16 protein-coding genes and 1 pseudogene are annotated in these 12,226 nt (G+C 70.7%); 8 read left to right on the forward strand and 9 right to left on the reverse strand.

The annotated features are described in order from the left end of the window. Positions 1-236: 236 nt before the first annotated feature. Positions 237-491, reverse strand: a complete 255-nt coding sequence (locus ACHFFZ_RS02235) for a hypothetical protein (RefSeq protein WP_394275038.1) — start codon at positions 489-491, stop codon at positions 237-239. A 148-nt stretch (positions 492-639) separates the two neighbouring features. On the opposite strand from ACHFFZ_RS02235, the gene ACHFFZ_RS02240 reads away from it, so the two are divergent. After that, a complete protein-coding gene (locus ACHFFZ_RS02240; RefSeq protein WP_394275039.1) occupies positions 640-2,952 on the forward strand; it encodes a sensor histidine kinase in 2,313 nt (770 codons plus the stop codon). A gap of 104 nt (positions 2,953-3,056) precedes the next feature. Beyond that, a complete protein-coding gene (locus ACHFFZ_RS02245) occupies positions 3,057-3,194 on the forward strand; it encodes a hypothetical protein (protein WP_394275040.1) in 138 nt (45 codons plus the stop codon). A 99-nt stretch (positions 3,195-3,293) separates the two neighbouring features. Here ACHFFZ_RS02245 and ACHFFZ_RS02250 read toward each other — a convergent pair whose 3' ends face one another. Together ACHFFZ_RS02250 and pcp are read right to left on the reverse strand one after the other, a co-directional pair. Next, on the reverse strand, positions 3,294-3,731 hold the full coding sequence (locus ACHFFZ_RS02250; RefSeq protein WP_394275041.1) for a hypothetical protein: 438 nt from the start codon (positions 3,729-3,731) through the stop codon (positions 3,294-3,296). 55 nt (positions 3,732-3,786) lie between these two features. Next, positions 3,787-4,616, reverse strand: a pseudogene (pcp, locus tag ACHFFZ_RS02255) (pyroglutamyl-peptidase I). 371 nt (positions 4,617-4,987) lie between these two features. Here pcp and ACHFFZ_RS02260 point away from each other — a divergent pair. Both ACHFFZ_RS02260 and ACHFFZ_RS02265 read left to right on the forward strand, forming a co-directional pair. Next, complete coding sequence (locus ACHFFZ_RS02260) at positions 4,988-5,578, forward strand: FAD-dependent monooxygenase (RefSeq protein WP_394275053.1); 591 nt, start codon at positions 4,988-4,990, stop codon at positions 5,576-5,578. Positions 5,579-5,632: 54 nt separating this feature from the next. Then, positions 5,633-5,845, forward strand: coding sequence for a hypothetical protein (locus tag ACHFFZ_RS02265; protein WP_394275042.1), 213 nt, complete (start codon positions 5,633-5,635; stop codon positions 5,843-5,845). A 61-nt stretch (positions 5,846-5,906) separates the two neighbouring features. Here ACHFFZ_RS02265 and ACHFFZ_RS02270 read toward each other — a convergent pair whose 3' ends face one another. Both ACHFFZ_RS02270 and ACHFFZ_RS02275 read right to left on the reverse strand, forming a co-directional pair. Next, entirely contained in the window at positions 5,907-6,908 is a 1,002-nt protein-coding gene (locus tag ACHFFZ_RS02270; protein ID WP_394275043.1) for an LLM class flavin-dependent oxidoreductase, read from the reverse strand. A gap of 159 nt (positions 6,909-7,067) precedes the next feature. Continuing rightward, positions 7,068-7,643 (reverse strand): TetR/AcrR family transcriptional regulator, encoded by a 576-nt coding sequence (locus ACHFFZ_RS02275; RefSeq protein WP_394275044.1) that lies wholly within the window; start codon positions 7,641-7,643, stop codon positions 7,068-7,070. 126 nt (positions 7,644-7,769) lie between these two features. On the opposite strand from ACHFFZ_RS02275, the gene ACHFFZ_RS02280 reads away from it, so the two are divergent. Genes ACHFFZ_RS02280 through ACHFFZ_RS02290 form a run of 3 tightly spaced genes read left to right on the forward strand, consistent with a single transcriptional unit; the run spans position 7,770 to position 9,776 of the window. Beyond that, positions 7,770-7,940, forward strand: coding sequence for a hypothetical protein (locus ACHFFZ_RS02280; protein WP_394275045.1), 171 nt, complete (start codon positions 7,770-7,772; stop codon positions 7,938-7,940). 10 nt (positions 7,941-7,950) lie between these two features. Next, complete coding sequence (locus ACHFFZ_RS02285) at positions 7,951-8,790, forward strand: aldo/keto reductase (protein ID WP_394275046.1); 840 nt, start codon at positions 7,951-7,953, stop codon at positions 8,788-8,790. Continuing rightward, positions 8,787-9,776: an FAD-dependent oxidoreductase gene (locus ACHFFZ_RS02290; protein WP_394275047.1), complete on the forward strand. Its 990-nt coding sequence runs from the start codon at positions 8,787-8,789 to the stop codon at positions 9,774-9,776. Before ACHFFZ_RS02285 ends, ACHFFZ_RS02290 begins: the two co-directional genes overlap by 4 nt. Positions 9,777-9,861: 85 nt before the next feature. Here ACHFFZ_RS02290 and ACHFFZ_RS02295 read toward each other — a convergent pair whose 3' ends face one another. After that, positions 9,862-10,230, reverse strand: a complete 369-nt coding sequence (locus ACHFFZ_RS02295; protein WP_394275048.1) for a DUF5997 family protein — start codon at positions 10,228-10,230, stop codon at positions 9,862-9,864. A gap of 56 nt (positions 10,231-10,286) precedes the next feature. Between ACHFFZ_RS02295 and ACHFFZ_RS02300 the strand changes: the two genes are divergently transcribed. Further along, on the forward strand, positions 10,287-10,934 hold the full coding sequence (locus ACHFFZ_RS02300) for a LysR substrate-binding domain-containing protein (RefSeq protein ID WP_394275049.1): 648 nt from the start codon (positions 10,287-10,289) through the stop codon (positions 10,932-10,934). An 18-nt stretch (positions 10,935-10,952) separates the two neighbouring features. Here ACHFFZ_RS02300 and ACHFFZ_RS02305 read toward each other — a convergent pair whose 3' ends face one another. The 3 genes from ACHFFZ_RS02305 to ACHFFZ_RS02315 all read right to left on the reverse strand — a co-directional run. After that, the gene (locus tag ACHFFZ_RS02305; RefSeq protein ID WP_394275050.1) at positions 10,953-11,135 is read right to left on the reverse strand and encodes a hypothetical protein; all 183 of its coding nucleotides are present in this window, start codon (positions 11,133-11,135) and stop codon (positions 10,953-10,955) included. A 308-nt stretch (positions 11,136-11,443) separates the two neighbouring features. Next, complete coding sequence (locus ACHFFZ_RS02310; RefSeq protein WP_394275051.1) at positions 11,444-11,848, reverse strand: nucleotidyltransferase family protein; 405 nt, start codon at positions 11,846-11,848, stop codon at positions 11,444-11,446. A gap of 82 nt (positions 11,849-11,930) precedes the next feature. After that, the coding region (locus tag ACHFFZ_RS02315; RefSeq protein WP_394275052.1) for an alpha/beta fold hydrolase at positions 11,931-12,226 on the reverse strand (296 nt) is incomplete at its 5' end.

Raw genomic sequence — 12,226 nt, forward strand, 5'->3', positions numbered from 1 at the left:
GCCGGAGGGGGTTGCGACGACCACCTCGTGGCCCAGCTCCTTGAGCTTGGTGGCGGGCACGACGATCTCGGGCTGTTCCACGCCGAAGTCGGTGGAAACGATGAGGATCTTCTTCTGGTTCGTCATGCCCTCGACGCTAGCCCGCGAGCAGGGCTCACGCAAGGAAATGGCTTATGCGCATGGCTGATGTGCCCGCAACAGCCGGCCCCAGGGGTCCTCGCCCTACCAGGGATGGGTCACAGGTCGCGCAGGAGCAGCCCCCAGGCCACCAGCTGCTGCACACCCTGGTCGTTGACGTCGGTGACCGACTCGTCCCAGTCCAGGGCTCGTACCAGGGTGGCAGCCTCGGCCCCTCGCTGCGGCTCCGGCATGGAGAGCAGGCGCATCAGGGCCGCCTCGTTCTCGGGGGCCTTGCTGGGGTCCACGTGGTTGAGTGCGCCGACGGTCATCCCGAGCAGGGCGCCGACCATGAAGTCATCGAGTTGGTCCATGGGGACCGAGGCTATCCGACGGGCTGGTTGAAGGCCTGCTGACCGCCCCGCAGGGCATGCCCCACAGTGAATTGCGGCGTGCGATACTCGTCCCGCGAGGGCCCGCGTGGTGCTCGCCCCTTCAACCACCCCTCTCCCCGGGACCGCCGTGACTCCCCCAGTCCTCCTCACAGACATGCCCGGGGCGCTCGCCGCGCCCCCGGAACTCGGTGGACTGCAGACCTCCCGCGGGCCCGAGACCCGGATGCGCACCTCGCGCGAAGGCGTCGCCGCGGGCATGCGGGCCATGGGGATCACCGCGGCACTGCTCATCATCCCGCTGGCCATGGTGCCGCTGCCCGAGGCCGACCTGCGCGGCGTCGGCCACATCCGTCCGGCTACCTGGGCGGTCATCGCCAGCGCAGTGGCCACCTTGGTGGGCCTGTGGTTGCGACCCCGCAGCAGGCTGGGCATGTGGTTCTGCGGTGCGCTGCTGCTGGCGGCGACGCTGTGGTGGATGCCGCTGCGAGTCCAGCTGCACGCCCTCAACTGGTGGGCCCCCGGCTTCTGGGCGATCCCCTGGGTCTGCTGGTCGGTCACCCTGGTCACCCGCCGCACCTTCGCCGTGGTGAACGCGCTGGTCCTGGGCCTGCTGACCGTCCTCGACCCGCTCATGCTGTGGCTGGACGGCATCCAGATCACCGCCCAGCGCCTGGCCCCGGTGCCGTGGTTCACCATGCCCGTGGCGATGATGGCCCTGTTCGGCTACGGGCTCGACCTGCTCGCCCGCCAGGCCGACCACCAGATGGCCCGACGGCTGCGCGCCGAGCACAGCAGGGAGGTGGAGCGGGCCGAGAAGGATGCCAGCCGGGAGGCTGCCCGCCTGCTGCACGACCACGTCCTGCACGCCCTGCACGCCATCAGCCGCGGCTCCGGCGCAGTGCCGCACGCGATGGTCGTCGAGGAGTGCCGCACCGCGGTCGCGGCCATCGACCAGGTCCGCGACAGTCAGGTGACCGCGCGCCTGGAGGACCTGCTGGTCACCGATCCTGCCCTGGTTCGTGCCGGTGCGCGGCTGTCCGGCCACAGCGACCCCGTCCCCAAGGAGGTGGCCCGCGCCATGGTCGCAGCCACCCACGAGGCGCTGGTCAACGTCGCCAGGCACGCCCACGCCACGCACGCCGAGGTGGACGTGGCCGAGCACGGCTTCCAGTGGCACATCACCATTCGTGACGACGGGCGGGGCTTCGACCCCACCCGCGCCCTGGCCCAGGGCCGCCTGGGGCTTCGCCACTCGGTCCAGGAGCGACTGGAGGATGCCGGCGGCGCCTCCTCGGTGGTCAGTTCACCGGGGCAGGGCACCACGGTGCGCCTGGTCTGGCCCGCGCTGGACGACCGGAGCGTCGGAGCGGCCTGGCCCCGCCTGGGGTCGAGTTCGCTGGCCTGGGTGCTGGCCCGCACTTCCTGGCCGGCACTGGCCATCACCCCGTTCATGGCGGTGCTCGCCGGCAGCCTGCTGGAGCCCGCCTGGCCGATGCGCACGGTGGCCGCCCTCCTGGTGGTCTGGGGCGTGTGGTGGCTGCGACGCCTGCGACACCACCAGATGACCATCTGGGGGCAGGTGGCGATCTTCGTCGGCACCACCCTCGCCTGGTGGCTGAACCTGTGGCTGGCCCCCGAGCAGATGGAGACCGTCTACCCGTTGTGGATCGGCTGGACCGCCGCCGGGCTGGTGCACCTGGCCGTCCTGCAGGTGCCCCTCGTCCGCGGCGCTGTGATGCTGGGACTGTGGGGACTGGTGCAGGAGGGCTCGCTGGTCTACTCGGTGGGCCTGCGCGATTTCCTGTATCTGCACATCTCCCTGACCACGGGCATCGCTGAGGGCCTCGTCGCCCTGGTGGCCCTGCAGGTGGCCCGCGCAGTCGCCGAGGAGAACGCCTCCCAGGCGCAGGTGGCCGAGGCCATGCGGCGTGCTGCCAGCCACCTGCAGGCCGAGACCCACGTCGCCCAGTACTGGTCGGAGCGGGTCACCGACGTGGCGCTGCCGCTGCTGCGCACGGTGGCCGAGGGAAGCCATGACCCGGGCTGCCCCGTGCTGGAGGGCCAAGCGCGACGGCTGGAGGCCACCCTGCGTGACGAACTGGTGCTCGGCCCCGGGCACGAGGACTTCCTCGACTCGCTGGGCCGGTTGCGCCAGGCGGGCTGGACGGTGAACTCCACCCTGGACGACGAGCACAACCCGGGCTCACTGGCGGAGCTGGGTGAGGTCCTGGACCATGCCGGGCTGCCCGCCACCGCTGGACAGCTGCTCACCCTGAGCGGCACCTCCACCCAGCTGGTGGCGCTGGTGGTCTCCCCCTCGCTCGAACAGCAGGCGCGGTGGAGCGCCTTGGCCGAAGCCTGCCAGGTGAGCTGCGACGTCGACCCCGACTTCGTGCGGGTGAGCGTCCCACTGGCCGGAAGCGGCCCCGCACCCGGGTGAGCGGGTTGCCGACCGTCCCGTGACGGGTGCGTCAGCCGGGAACACGCGCGGCCGTGGCAGGCTGCAGTCCCACCCCTTCTGGAGGGCCCCCGAAAGGCAGACCCATGAGTGAAATCCCCGGACTCCAGCCCCTGCTGGACGCATTGAACGCCGGCGAGACGATCGGTTTGGCTGCCATTTTCAGGACCAGGCTGGCATCACCATCGGCGACGGTGCTGGGGTCGGTGCCGGTGCCGTGGTGACCAAGGACGTCCCGGCGCGGGCGATCATGGTGGGCCTGCCCGCCAAGCAGGTGGGAACCGTCCCCGAGGAGTGAGCCTCGGGGATTCGCAGGGACTGGATCAGTCCTCGCCGACCAGACGGTCCTCGTCGACCAGACTGAGCAGGCCCGTCGCCACGGCTGCGACGACGGCCAGCCTCGTGTGCGCGCCCCGTACGCCGGCGGCACGACGACGCTCGCCCCGGGCGAAGATCTTCTTCTCCACCACCACCGACAGTGCGGTGGAGCCTGCCAGCAGGACACCGCCGACGGCCACCATCCAGGGAACGATGTCGCCCAGGTCGGCCTTCTCCATCGCCTGCTGCGCCCGCCTCGGGTCGATCGAGCCGTCGTCGGTGGCGACGACGGTGCCGACACAGCCGGCGATCAGCGCCGTCTTGGCCCAGCCGCGCACCGCCCGGGAGCGCACGACGTCCGGCAACGCATACCAGGCGAAGACGGTGGAGGCGGCGGCGAGCGCCTGGGTGGCGCGGGCGGCGGGAATGGTCTTGGTCTGCATGGATCCCATTCCACCATGGGCCGATGTCACCGTTCCTGGCTGCAGGAAGAGGGGGTCAGTGCGTGGCGCCCATCGCCAGGCGGAGGTCCTCGTCGTGGGCGACGACCGCCTCGATGGCGACAGTCAGGGCCCGGGCGATGTCGGACAGCGGTAGGCAGGGTCCTTCGCCTCCGGTGACCTGTTCGGGGATGAGGGGGACGTGCACGAAGCCTGCGCGCACTTGGTCCAGACGCTGGCGGGCGAGGTGGTGCAGTACCCCGTACATCAGGTGGTTGCAGACGAAGGTGCCGGCGGTGTTGGACAGTTCGCCGGGAAGGCCTGCCTCGGTGATGGCCTGCACCATGGCCTTGACCGGCAGGTTCGAGAAGTGGGCGGGTGCCCCGCCGTCGACGACGGGCCGGTCGATGGGCTGGTTTCCCTCGTTGTCGGGGATGCGGGCGTCGTCGACGTTGATGGCGACCCGTTCCGGGGTGACGCCGCTGCGCCCACCGGCCTGGCCGACGCACAGCACCGCATCGGGCTGTGGGCGTCGATGGCCCCGGTGACGGTGCGGATGGAGCGTCCGAAGACGGTGGGCACCTCGAGGGTGACCAGTTCGGCGCCGGCGATCGTCGGGGGCAGCAGCCGCACCGCCTCCAGTGCCGGATTGACGGCATCGCCGCCGAAGGGGGCGAAGGCAGTCACGAGGATCTTCACCCGGCCCACGCTACCCACCCTTCTGCCCACCGATTGCCCCGTGTTCTTGACTTGCCGGACGACCATCCGGAGGAACCCATGACCGAGACCACCCCGCACACGATCGTCCTGGGCGCCGGGCCGGTCGGACTGGCCGCCAGTCTGCTGCTGGCCGCCCAGTGCCACCGCGTCACCATCCACGAGGCACATGAGGAACTGGACCTCTCGAGCGCCAACAGTTATCCGATCGGGGTCAACACCCGCGGCCAGGAGGCGCTTCGCCGCATCGACCCGACGCTCCTGGGGCGCCTGCGGGAGCACGGCGAGGTGGTCGAGGCCTTCCGCATCTACTCGGGCCACCGCCGCGTCGCCCACCTGGACAGCGGCAAGCTGGTCGCCACCACCCGCGCCTTCCTCACCGAGATCCTGCTGGAGCGGGTGCTCGACGACGAACGGATCACCTACCGCCCCGGCCACCGGCTGGTCGGTCTCGACCTGGCCGGGCGCACCCTCACCTTCTCCGCCCAGCAGGGACAGGTGCACGTCGAGGCCGGCGAGCCCGCGTGCTGGCCGCCGACGGCGTGTGGTCGACCGCCCGCACCGCACTGGCCGAGCAGGTCCCCGGCTTCGAACCGCGCATCGGCGACTGGGGCGTGCACTTCCGCGTCGCCTTCTCCGGGCCGCGCGCCAGCGCGCCCGGGCTGGACCCGTCGATCCACCACATCTTCGGTCCCAAGGGCATCTACACCGCCACGCTGTCCGACGGCGTCTGGGGCGTGATGCTGAGCGCCATCGACGGCGACGAGTCGGCCGAGCTGCTGCTGTCCGACGACCCCACCGGGCAGGCGATTGCGGGGCTGCGCGCCCACATCGAGCGCAGCGCGCCCTTGGCCGCTCCCCTGCTCAACCATGACGACCTCGCCGACTATTTCGGCCGCAAGCCCTTCGGCGGCGCGGTGGTGGTGTGCGACCGGCTGGCCTTCGACGAGTGGTTGCTGCTGATCGGGGATGCCGCGCACAGCGTCCTGCCGCCCACCGGCGAGGGCGTCAATTCCGGCCTGGAGGACGGCTTCCTGCTCGCCGAGCACGGCGCCTCGGGATCAGCGCACTGGTTCGCAGACCTCGAGGCCCGGCGCCTGCCCGACCTGCAGGCGCTGGGCGAGTACGCCTGAACCCTGCGCGACAACATCTCCAGCACCGACCCGGCACGCCGTGGGGCGGCGGTGGTGCTGCGTATCGTCGACACGGTGGCGGCCGCCATCCCGGGCCTGCCGAGCGCCCGGGTGGAGTCGCGGCTCTTCGGCGACGAATCGGGCCTGACCCCCTACCGGGAGGCGATCGGGCCGTGGCTGCGGCAGCGGCGGGCGCTCTATCCCCTCACGCGTGCCGCGGTGGCGGCCGTCCAGAAGGTCATCGGGGCGGTGCGGCGCAAGCACTGAGGACCCACGCTCCGACAGGCTGTCACTGGTGCAGGCCCGGTGCCGGCACCAGCGGCCCGGATCACTGCTGCTGGGGTGCCAGCAGCTCCAGGGTGTGCTGCTTCTGCTCCTCGGTGATGGCCATGTTCACCACGATCAGCTCGTCGGCCTGCACCTGCTGGGCGAATCCGTCGAGGCCGGCGACAACCTGCTGGCCGGTGCCGGAGAAGGTGCATTCCAGCATCGACAGCAGCTGTTGGCCCTGCGGGTGCTGGCGTGCGGCCGCGATGTCGGCGTCGCTGGGATTGCTGCCGCCGCGCGAGAGGAAGTCGCGCAGCCACCGGGCCTCGGCGCGGTGCCGCTGGTCGGCGGCGTCGCCCTCGTCGTCGGCGACGATCACGTTGGCGGCGGCGATGAACCACGGCTTGGCGTCGGCCGGGGCCAGCGGACCGTTCGGGTCGAAGCCCTCGCGGTATTCCTGCGCGGCCTGCTGCAGCATCGCCGGGGCGAAGTGCGAGGCGAAGGAGTAGGGCAGGCCCAGCTGGGCGGCCAGGCGGGCGCCGAAGAGCGAGGAGCCCAGGATGTAGAGCGGCACCTTGGTGCCCTGGCCGGGGTGGGCCGCGACGCCGGGGATGCGCGACTGGTCGGACAGGAAGCCGTGCAGTTCCACCACGTCGCTGGGGAAGTTGTCGGACTCGCGGCCGGTGCGGCGCAGTGCCCGCATGGTCGTCTGGTCAGTGCCGGGAGCGCGGCCCAGGCCCAGGTCGATGCGGTCGGGGTGCAGCGAGGCGAGCATGCCGAACTGCTCGGCGATCACCAGCGGCGAGTGGGTGGGCAGCATGATGCCGCCGGCGCCGACGCGGATGCGCTCGGTCTGGGAGGCGACGTGCTCGATCAGCACCGAGGTGGCCGACGAGGCGATCGACGCGGCGTTGTGGTGCTCGGCGAACCACAGGCGGCGGTAGCCGAGGCGATCGGCCGTCTGGGCGAGCCGGACGCTGCGGGCGATGGCTTCGGCGGGGCCCTCGGCGGTGGGGTCGAAGCGGACCAGGTCGAGGACGGACAGGGGGACGGAGACGCTCATGGGTTGCCCTTCGTGGTTCTGAGAACGGTGTGGTGCGAGGTGGTGCGGTTCTGGGTCCCCGAGGATGCGTCGAGAGGCCCACTGAAGTGGAGAGACCATCCATTTCGAGGATAGGGAGACTTCTCCAGTTATCAAGCGACCGCTGCCTCCGCAGTGGGCTCAGCCCACCGGAGCCGCCCGCCAGCCCTCGCGCGCGATCCGCGACAGCGGCGCGACGTCCTCGCAGCCCGCACCTCCAGCGGTCGCCACCCAGGCCAGCCCCAGCATGGTGCGGTAGAAGTCGCGGCCGGTGACGTGATCCTTCACCACGCCCTCCTGCCTGGCGGCCTGCACCAGTTCGTCGGTCCACCCGATCACCCGCTCGCAGCCGACGCCCAGGCTGCCGCAGCCACCGTCGAGCGCCTGGCGCAGCGGCTCGGGAAGTCCCACATAGCTGGTCATCCAACGCTGGAGCACGATGCCCCACTCCTCCAGGGCCTCCCCGGCGCCCAGCCCCTTGGCCCGGAGCGCCTCGTGTGACTCCTCGAGCCCGACGATCTGCGTCGCGAGCACGGCGCCGACCAGGTCCTCGCGGGCCGGGAAGTGCCGGTAGAGCGTGCCCGCCCCGACGCCGGCGCGCTTGGCGATGCCATCCAGGGGCGCCTCCAGCCCGAGCTCGGAGAAGGACTCCCTGGCGGCCTCGACGATCTTCTGCCTGTTGCGCACGGCATCAGCCCTGCCTGCCACGCCAGCCATCTGTACGCTCCTCCACTGCCCGGGGTCCTTCATTGGCATGGCGGAGACTGCCTCCATGTCATTGCTGAAGCAAACGGAGACGCTCTCCACAAAGTTCAGTCTAGGTCATTTCGAAGGAGACCGCCGATGACCACCGCGCTCGAGCGGACGCAGCTGCGCCACACCCTGGCCGCCTTCCCGACATGCCTGGCTCTCATCGACGTGGTCGAACACCACCGTGACCCGGACGTCGCCCCGCTGGCCTACCTCGACCACCACGTCACCGTCCTCGACACGCCCCAGGTCAACGCTGGCTAGATTGGCGGGCATGAGGACTCTCGACTTTGCGGGGCGGTCGGTGCCGGCCATCGGAATGGGCACCTGGTACATGGGCGAGGGCCACGCGCCCAAGGCCCGGGAGGCCGACGCGCTGCGCGCCGGGCTCGATGCCGGGCTCGTGGTGGTCGACACGGCCGAGATGTATGCCGACGGCGGCGCCGAGGAAGTCGTCGGCGAGGCCCTGGCCGGACGGCGCGACCAGGCGGTGCTGGTCAGCAAGGTCTACCCGCACAATGCCTCCCGCACGGGCGTCCGGCAGGCCTGCCAGCGCAGCCTCGCCCGTCTGCGCACCGACCGGATCGATGTCTACCTGCTGCACTGGCGCGGACGCCACCCCTTGTCGGAGACGGTCGCCGGCTTCGAGGAGCTGGTGCGCGAGGGGATGATCGGCAGCTGGGGCGTCTCCAACCTGGACGCCGACGACCTGCGCGAGCTGGGCCAGGTTCCCGGCGGCGGGGCCTGCGTCACCGACCAGGTGCTCTACAACCTCACCCGACGCGGCCCGGAGCTCGACCCCTTCCCCGTCGCGGCCCAGGCGGGGATGTCGATCATGGCCTACTCGCCACTGGAGCAGGCCCGCCTCTTCGACGCCCCCGGTGCGGAGGCGCTCACCAGCATCGCGCGGCGCCACGAGGCCACCGCCGCGCAGGTGGCACTGGCCTGGACCATCCGCGACGGCAATGTGCTGGCCATCCCCAAGACCGCCGATCCGGCGCGGGCCCGCGAGAATGCCGCCGCTCTGGAGCTGGAGCTCACCGCAGAAGACCTCGCAGAGCTCGACCGCGCCTTCCCCGCCCCGGCACGACCGGTGCCGCTGGAGATGCTGTGAGCCCTCACGAGGCCATCGTCATCGGCGGCGGCCAGGCGGGGCTGGCGACGGCCTACTACCTGCTGCGCGCCGGCGTCGACGTCTTGGTGCTCGACGACCAGGACGGCCCGGGCGGCGCCTGGCGGCACGTGTGGCCGTCGCTGACCTTGTTCTCCACCACGGACTTCTCCAACCTGCCCGGCTGGCTGATGCCGCCCTTCGACGGCTTCCCGCCCGCCTCGCACGTCGTGGAATACCTGGCCCGCTACGAAGATCGCTACAAGATCGCGGTGGAGCGCCCGGTGCGCGTGGACCGGGTGGAGCACGTCGACGACGGCTACCTGGTCCACGCCGGTGACCGCCACTGGAGCACTCGCACGGTCGTCGCGGCCACCGGCACCTGGTCTGCGCCTTTCGTCCCCACCCTGCCCGGTCACTTCGCGGGCCGGCAGTGGCACTCGGCGAACTATCCGGGCGTCGAGCCCTTCCGCGGGTCGCGGGTGGCGGTGGTGGGCGGGGCGAACTCCGGCGCCCAGATCGCCGCAGAGCTCACCGCCGTGGCCGAGGTCACCTGGTACACCCGCCATCCCCCGCGCTGGATGCCCGACGAGGTGGACGGCCGGGTGCTGTTCGCCCGCAACCAGCAGCGCTTCCTGGCCATCGGGCGCGGGGAGCCCGATCCCGGCGCCGATTCGTCACTGGGTGACATCGTCGTCCTGCCCGAGGTGCGCCGGGCCCGCGACCAGGGCGCCCTGCGGGCCACGCCCATGGTGGGCTCGCTGGACGAGGTCGACGCGGACCACCTCATCTGGTGCACCGGCTACCGCCCGGCGCTTCGCCCGATCCGCCATCTGCTGGAGGATGGCCGGCCGCGTTTCCCGGGCCTCTTCCTGGTGGGCTCCGGCGACTGGAGCGGGCCGGGCTCGGCGACGATCACCGGCGTCGGGCCCCATGCCCGGCAGGTCGCCCGTGAGGTGACCGGGGCCGTCGGGAAGCAGGCGCGCTGACTCTGCGCTGCCCCACACACGAAGTGAGGGCATCTCCATCCGACATCGGATCAAAATGCCCTCACTTCGTACGGTTCGTGTCGGCTCAGTGGTCGAAGCCAGCCTTCTTGGCCTTCAGCCGCTCGTTCTCGGCAACCACCTTGCGGTGCACGGAACGCTCGTGCTCCAGCCAGGCGGGCGGATCGGCCAGCAGTGCGCCGACCTCCTCGGCATTCAGCGGTTCGGTCAGGCCGCCACGGGCCAGACCGGAATTGGAGACCCCGAGCTTCTGGGCGATGACATCGCGCGGGAAGGGGCCGTTCTTGCGCAGCTCGGTCAGCCACTGCGGCGGGTCGGCGCGCAGCGCGTCGAGGTCCTCGCGGCTGATCGGGTTCTGCTGGAACTCCTCAGGCGCGGCGGACAGCAGGATGCCCAGCTTCTGGGCGGCGGTGGACGGCTTCATGTTCTGGCTCACCCGGCAAGGCTAGTCGAGCCGAGCCGGAGCCGCGGTCCGCGCGCTAGCCTGCACGGGTGAGCGAGAAGACCACCCCCCTGCCAGAGCTGCGCATCGGACACGTCCGCGGGGTCGTGCTGCACAAGTGGCAGCGCACCTGGGAGGAGCGCTATCGCAACCCGCTGCTGATCCGCGAGGTGTCCGACGAGGAGCAGCTCTCGGGCCTTCGCGACGGCAGCCTGGACATGTGCTTCGTGCGCCTGCCGATCGACCGCGACGGCCTGCACGCCATCCCGCTCTACGAGGAGCAGATGGTGGCGTGGGTGGCCAAGGACCATGCGATCGCCGCCGCCGACGAGGTGACGCTCGCCGAGATCGCCGAGCTCGACGACACGGTGCTCACCGAGCTGGACGCCATCGCCCTGGACCGGGTGCTGGCCGGCGCGGTGCTGGTGGTGCCGATGTCGATCGCCCGTGGCGCCAGCCGCCGAGACCTGGTCTTCCGGCCCGTGACCGATGCCGAGCCCTCCCCCGTCGCCCTGGCCTGGCGCGTCGACTCGGAGCATCCGCTGATCGACGAGTTCGTCGGCGTGGTGCGGGGCCGCAGCGCCGACAGCTCCCGCACCCAGAAGGAGCGGGCCACCTCGCGCACCAGGCCGGCACCGGCCCGCCCCCGCTCCCGCAACCGGCGCTCCCATCCGCCGAAGGTACGTCGAGGGCACTGAGCCGTCTGCAGTGCCAGCTCAACCGAGGTGCTCGGCGCGGAGTTTGTAGAGCTGGGTGTCGAGGTCATCCAGTGGCGCCTCGCGGTCGTCGGTGGCCGGGTCGAGTTCGGTGAGGGTGTAGCGGCCCTGCTTGCCGCGGCAAACCTCGTCCTTGGTGAAGAATCCGGCAGCCACGAGGTCGGTGAGGCGACGTGAAAGCACGGGTGCGCTGATCCCCTCGGCGTCAACGATGGTGTGCTCCAGCCGGTCCTCGATCGGGTGCCCCCTTCGAACAGACCCTGGACGCGATGCAGCAGATGCTGGACGGCGGCACCCGCGGCAGGGTGCTAGGCCTGCTGCTGGAGCTGTGATTGACGGGCTCACCCAGGAACCAGCGCCCCAAAACAGACGAAATCCTGCATCCCAACCTGCTTTGAAGGTTCCAACGCCCCAGATTGTCTGTTTCGGCATCCCCAGGAACGCAAGTGGGCCCGGCACCACAGTGCCGGGCCCAGTTGAAGCAGCCAGGATCAGTTGTTGAAGCGGAACTCCACCACGTTCCGTAGCCGAACAAGCTTTGGATCCGCGCCGTCAGTCGGTAACAACGCACCCACGCACCGCCTCGGGGGCACTGAGGCCGAAACCGGACGCTTGAGCAGTTGGAGAGGGAACACGTCGATGTCATCACACCCGAACAGCGCGCGGGTCTCCGCGAGCAGACCGGACGCACGCATCAGCAGATCCCCCTCGGCGGGATCCATCTCGACGAGGATGTCGATGCGCGATCCGGCAGACGCGGTGCCCCGCGCAACGGGACCGAACAGCTTCGGGTTGGCCGCGCCGTACCCGTCGAGGAGCACCTGGAACTCCTCACAACGCGCAGCGAGGAGCTCGCGCAGCGAGAGCTTCTCGGGTGCCATGACGGTCTCAGACATGCTTCCGGGGTACTGGGCCTGGCAGCACGTCGACATGGCGCTCTAGGTGTAGTTGGTCATGACGTTCCGGCACGGCGCACCATCAGCGCCCACTGGCGTGCGTCCCGTTGATTCGCTCGCGGGCCAGCCAGCGACTGAGCACGTCGATCCACATATCGAAGGCGTCGAGGTGCGCGTCATGGCTACCGCCATCGAGATCAATCCTGTCTGTCTGGGACCTGCGCCGGATCAATGCTTCCCGATCGTCGTTGCCGAACATCCCATGCTTCGCGAACACCGCGAGTGTCGGGACCGTCAGAGCCTCCCACTCGTCCCAGCGGGGCTCGTGCACCACCTCGATCACGCGCTGCATGACGGCGGCGTCGAAGCGCGGCACGA

The organism is Luteococcus sp., from assembly GCF_043424415.1.
Classification (GTDB): domain Bacteria; phylum Actinomycetota; class Actinomycetes; order Propionibacteriales; family Propionibacteriaceae; genus Luteococcus.

Excerpts from the sequence above, each read along its gene's own strand:
- ACHFFZ_RS02250 (WP_394275041.1), bottom strand. The coding sequence starts at position 3,731 with ATGCAGACCAAGACCATTCCCGCCGCCCGCGCCACCCAGGCGCTCGCC.
- ACHFFZ_RS02275 (WP_394275044.1), bottom strand. The coding sequence starts at position 7,643 with ATGGCTGGCGTGGCAGGCAGGGCTGATGCCGTGCGCAACAGGCAGAAG.
- ACHFFZ_RS02270 (WP_394275043.1), bottom strand. The coding sequence starts at position 6,908 with ATGAGCGTCTCCGTCCCCCTGTCCGTCCTCGACCTGGTCCGCTTCGAC.
- ACHFFZ_RS02310 (WP_394275051.1), bottom strand. The coding sequence starts at position 11,848 with ATGTCTGAGACCGTCATGGCACCCGAGAAGCTCTCGCTGCGCGAGCTC.
- ACHFFZ_RS02245 (WP_394275040.1), top strand. The coding sequence starts at position 3,057 with ATGAGTGAAATCCCCGGACTCCAGCCCCTGCTGGACGCATTGAACGCC.
- ACHFFZ_RS02285 (WP_394275046.1), top strand. The coding sequence starts at position 7,951 with ATGAGGACTCTCGACTTTGCGGGGCGGTCGGTGCCGGCCATCGGAATG.
- ACHFFZ_RS02235 (WP_394275038.1), bottom strand. The coding sequence starts at position 491 with ATGGACCAACTCGATGACTTCATGGTCGGCGCCCTGCTCGGGATGACC.
- ACHFFZ_RS02280 (WP_394275045.1), top strand. The coding sequence starts at position 7,770 with ATGACCACCGCGCTCGAGCGGACGCAGCTGCGCCACACCCTGGCCGCC.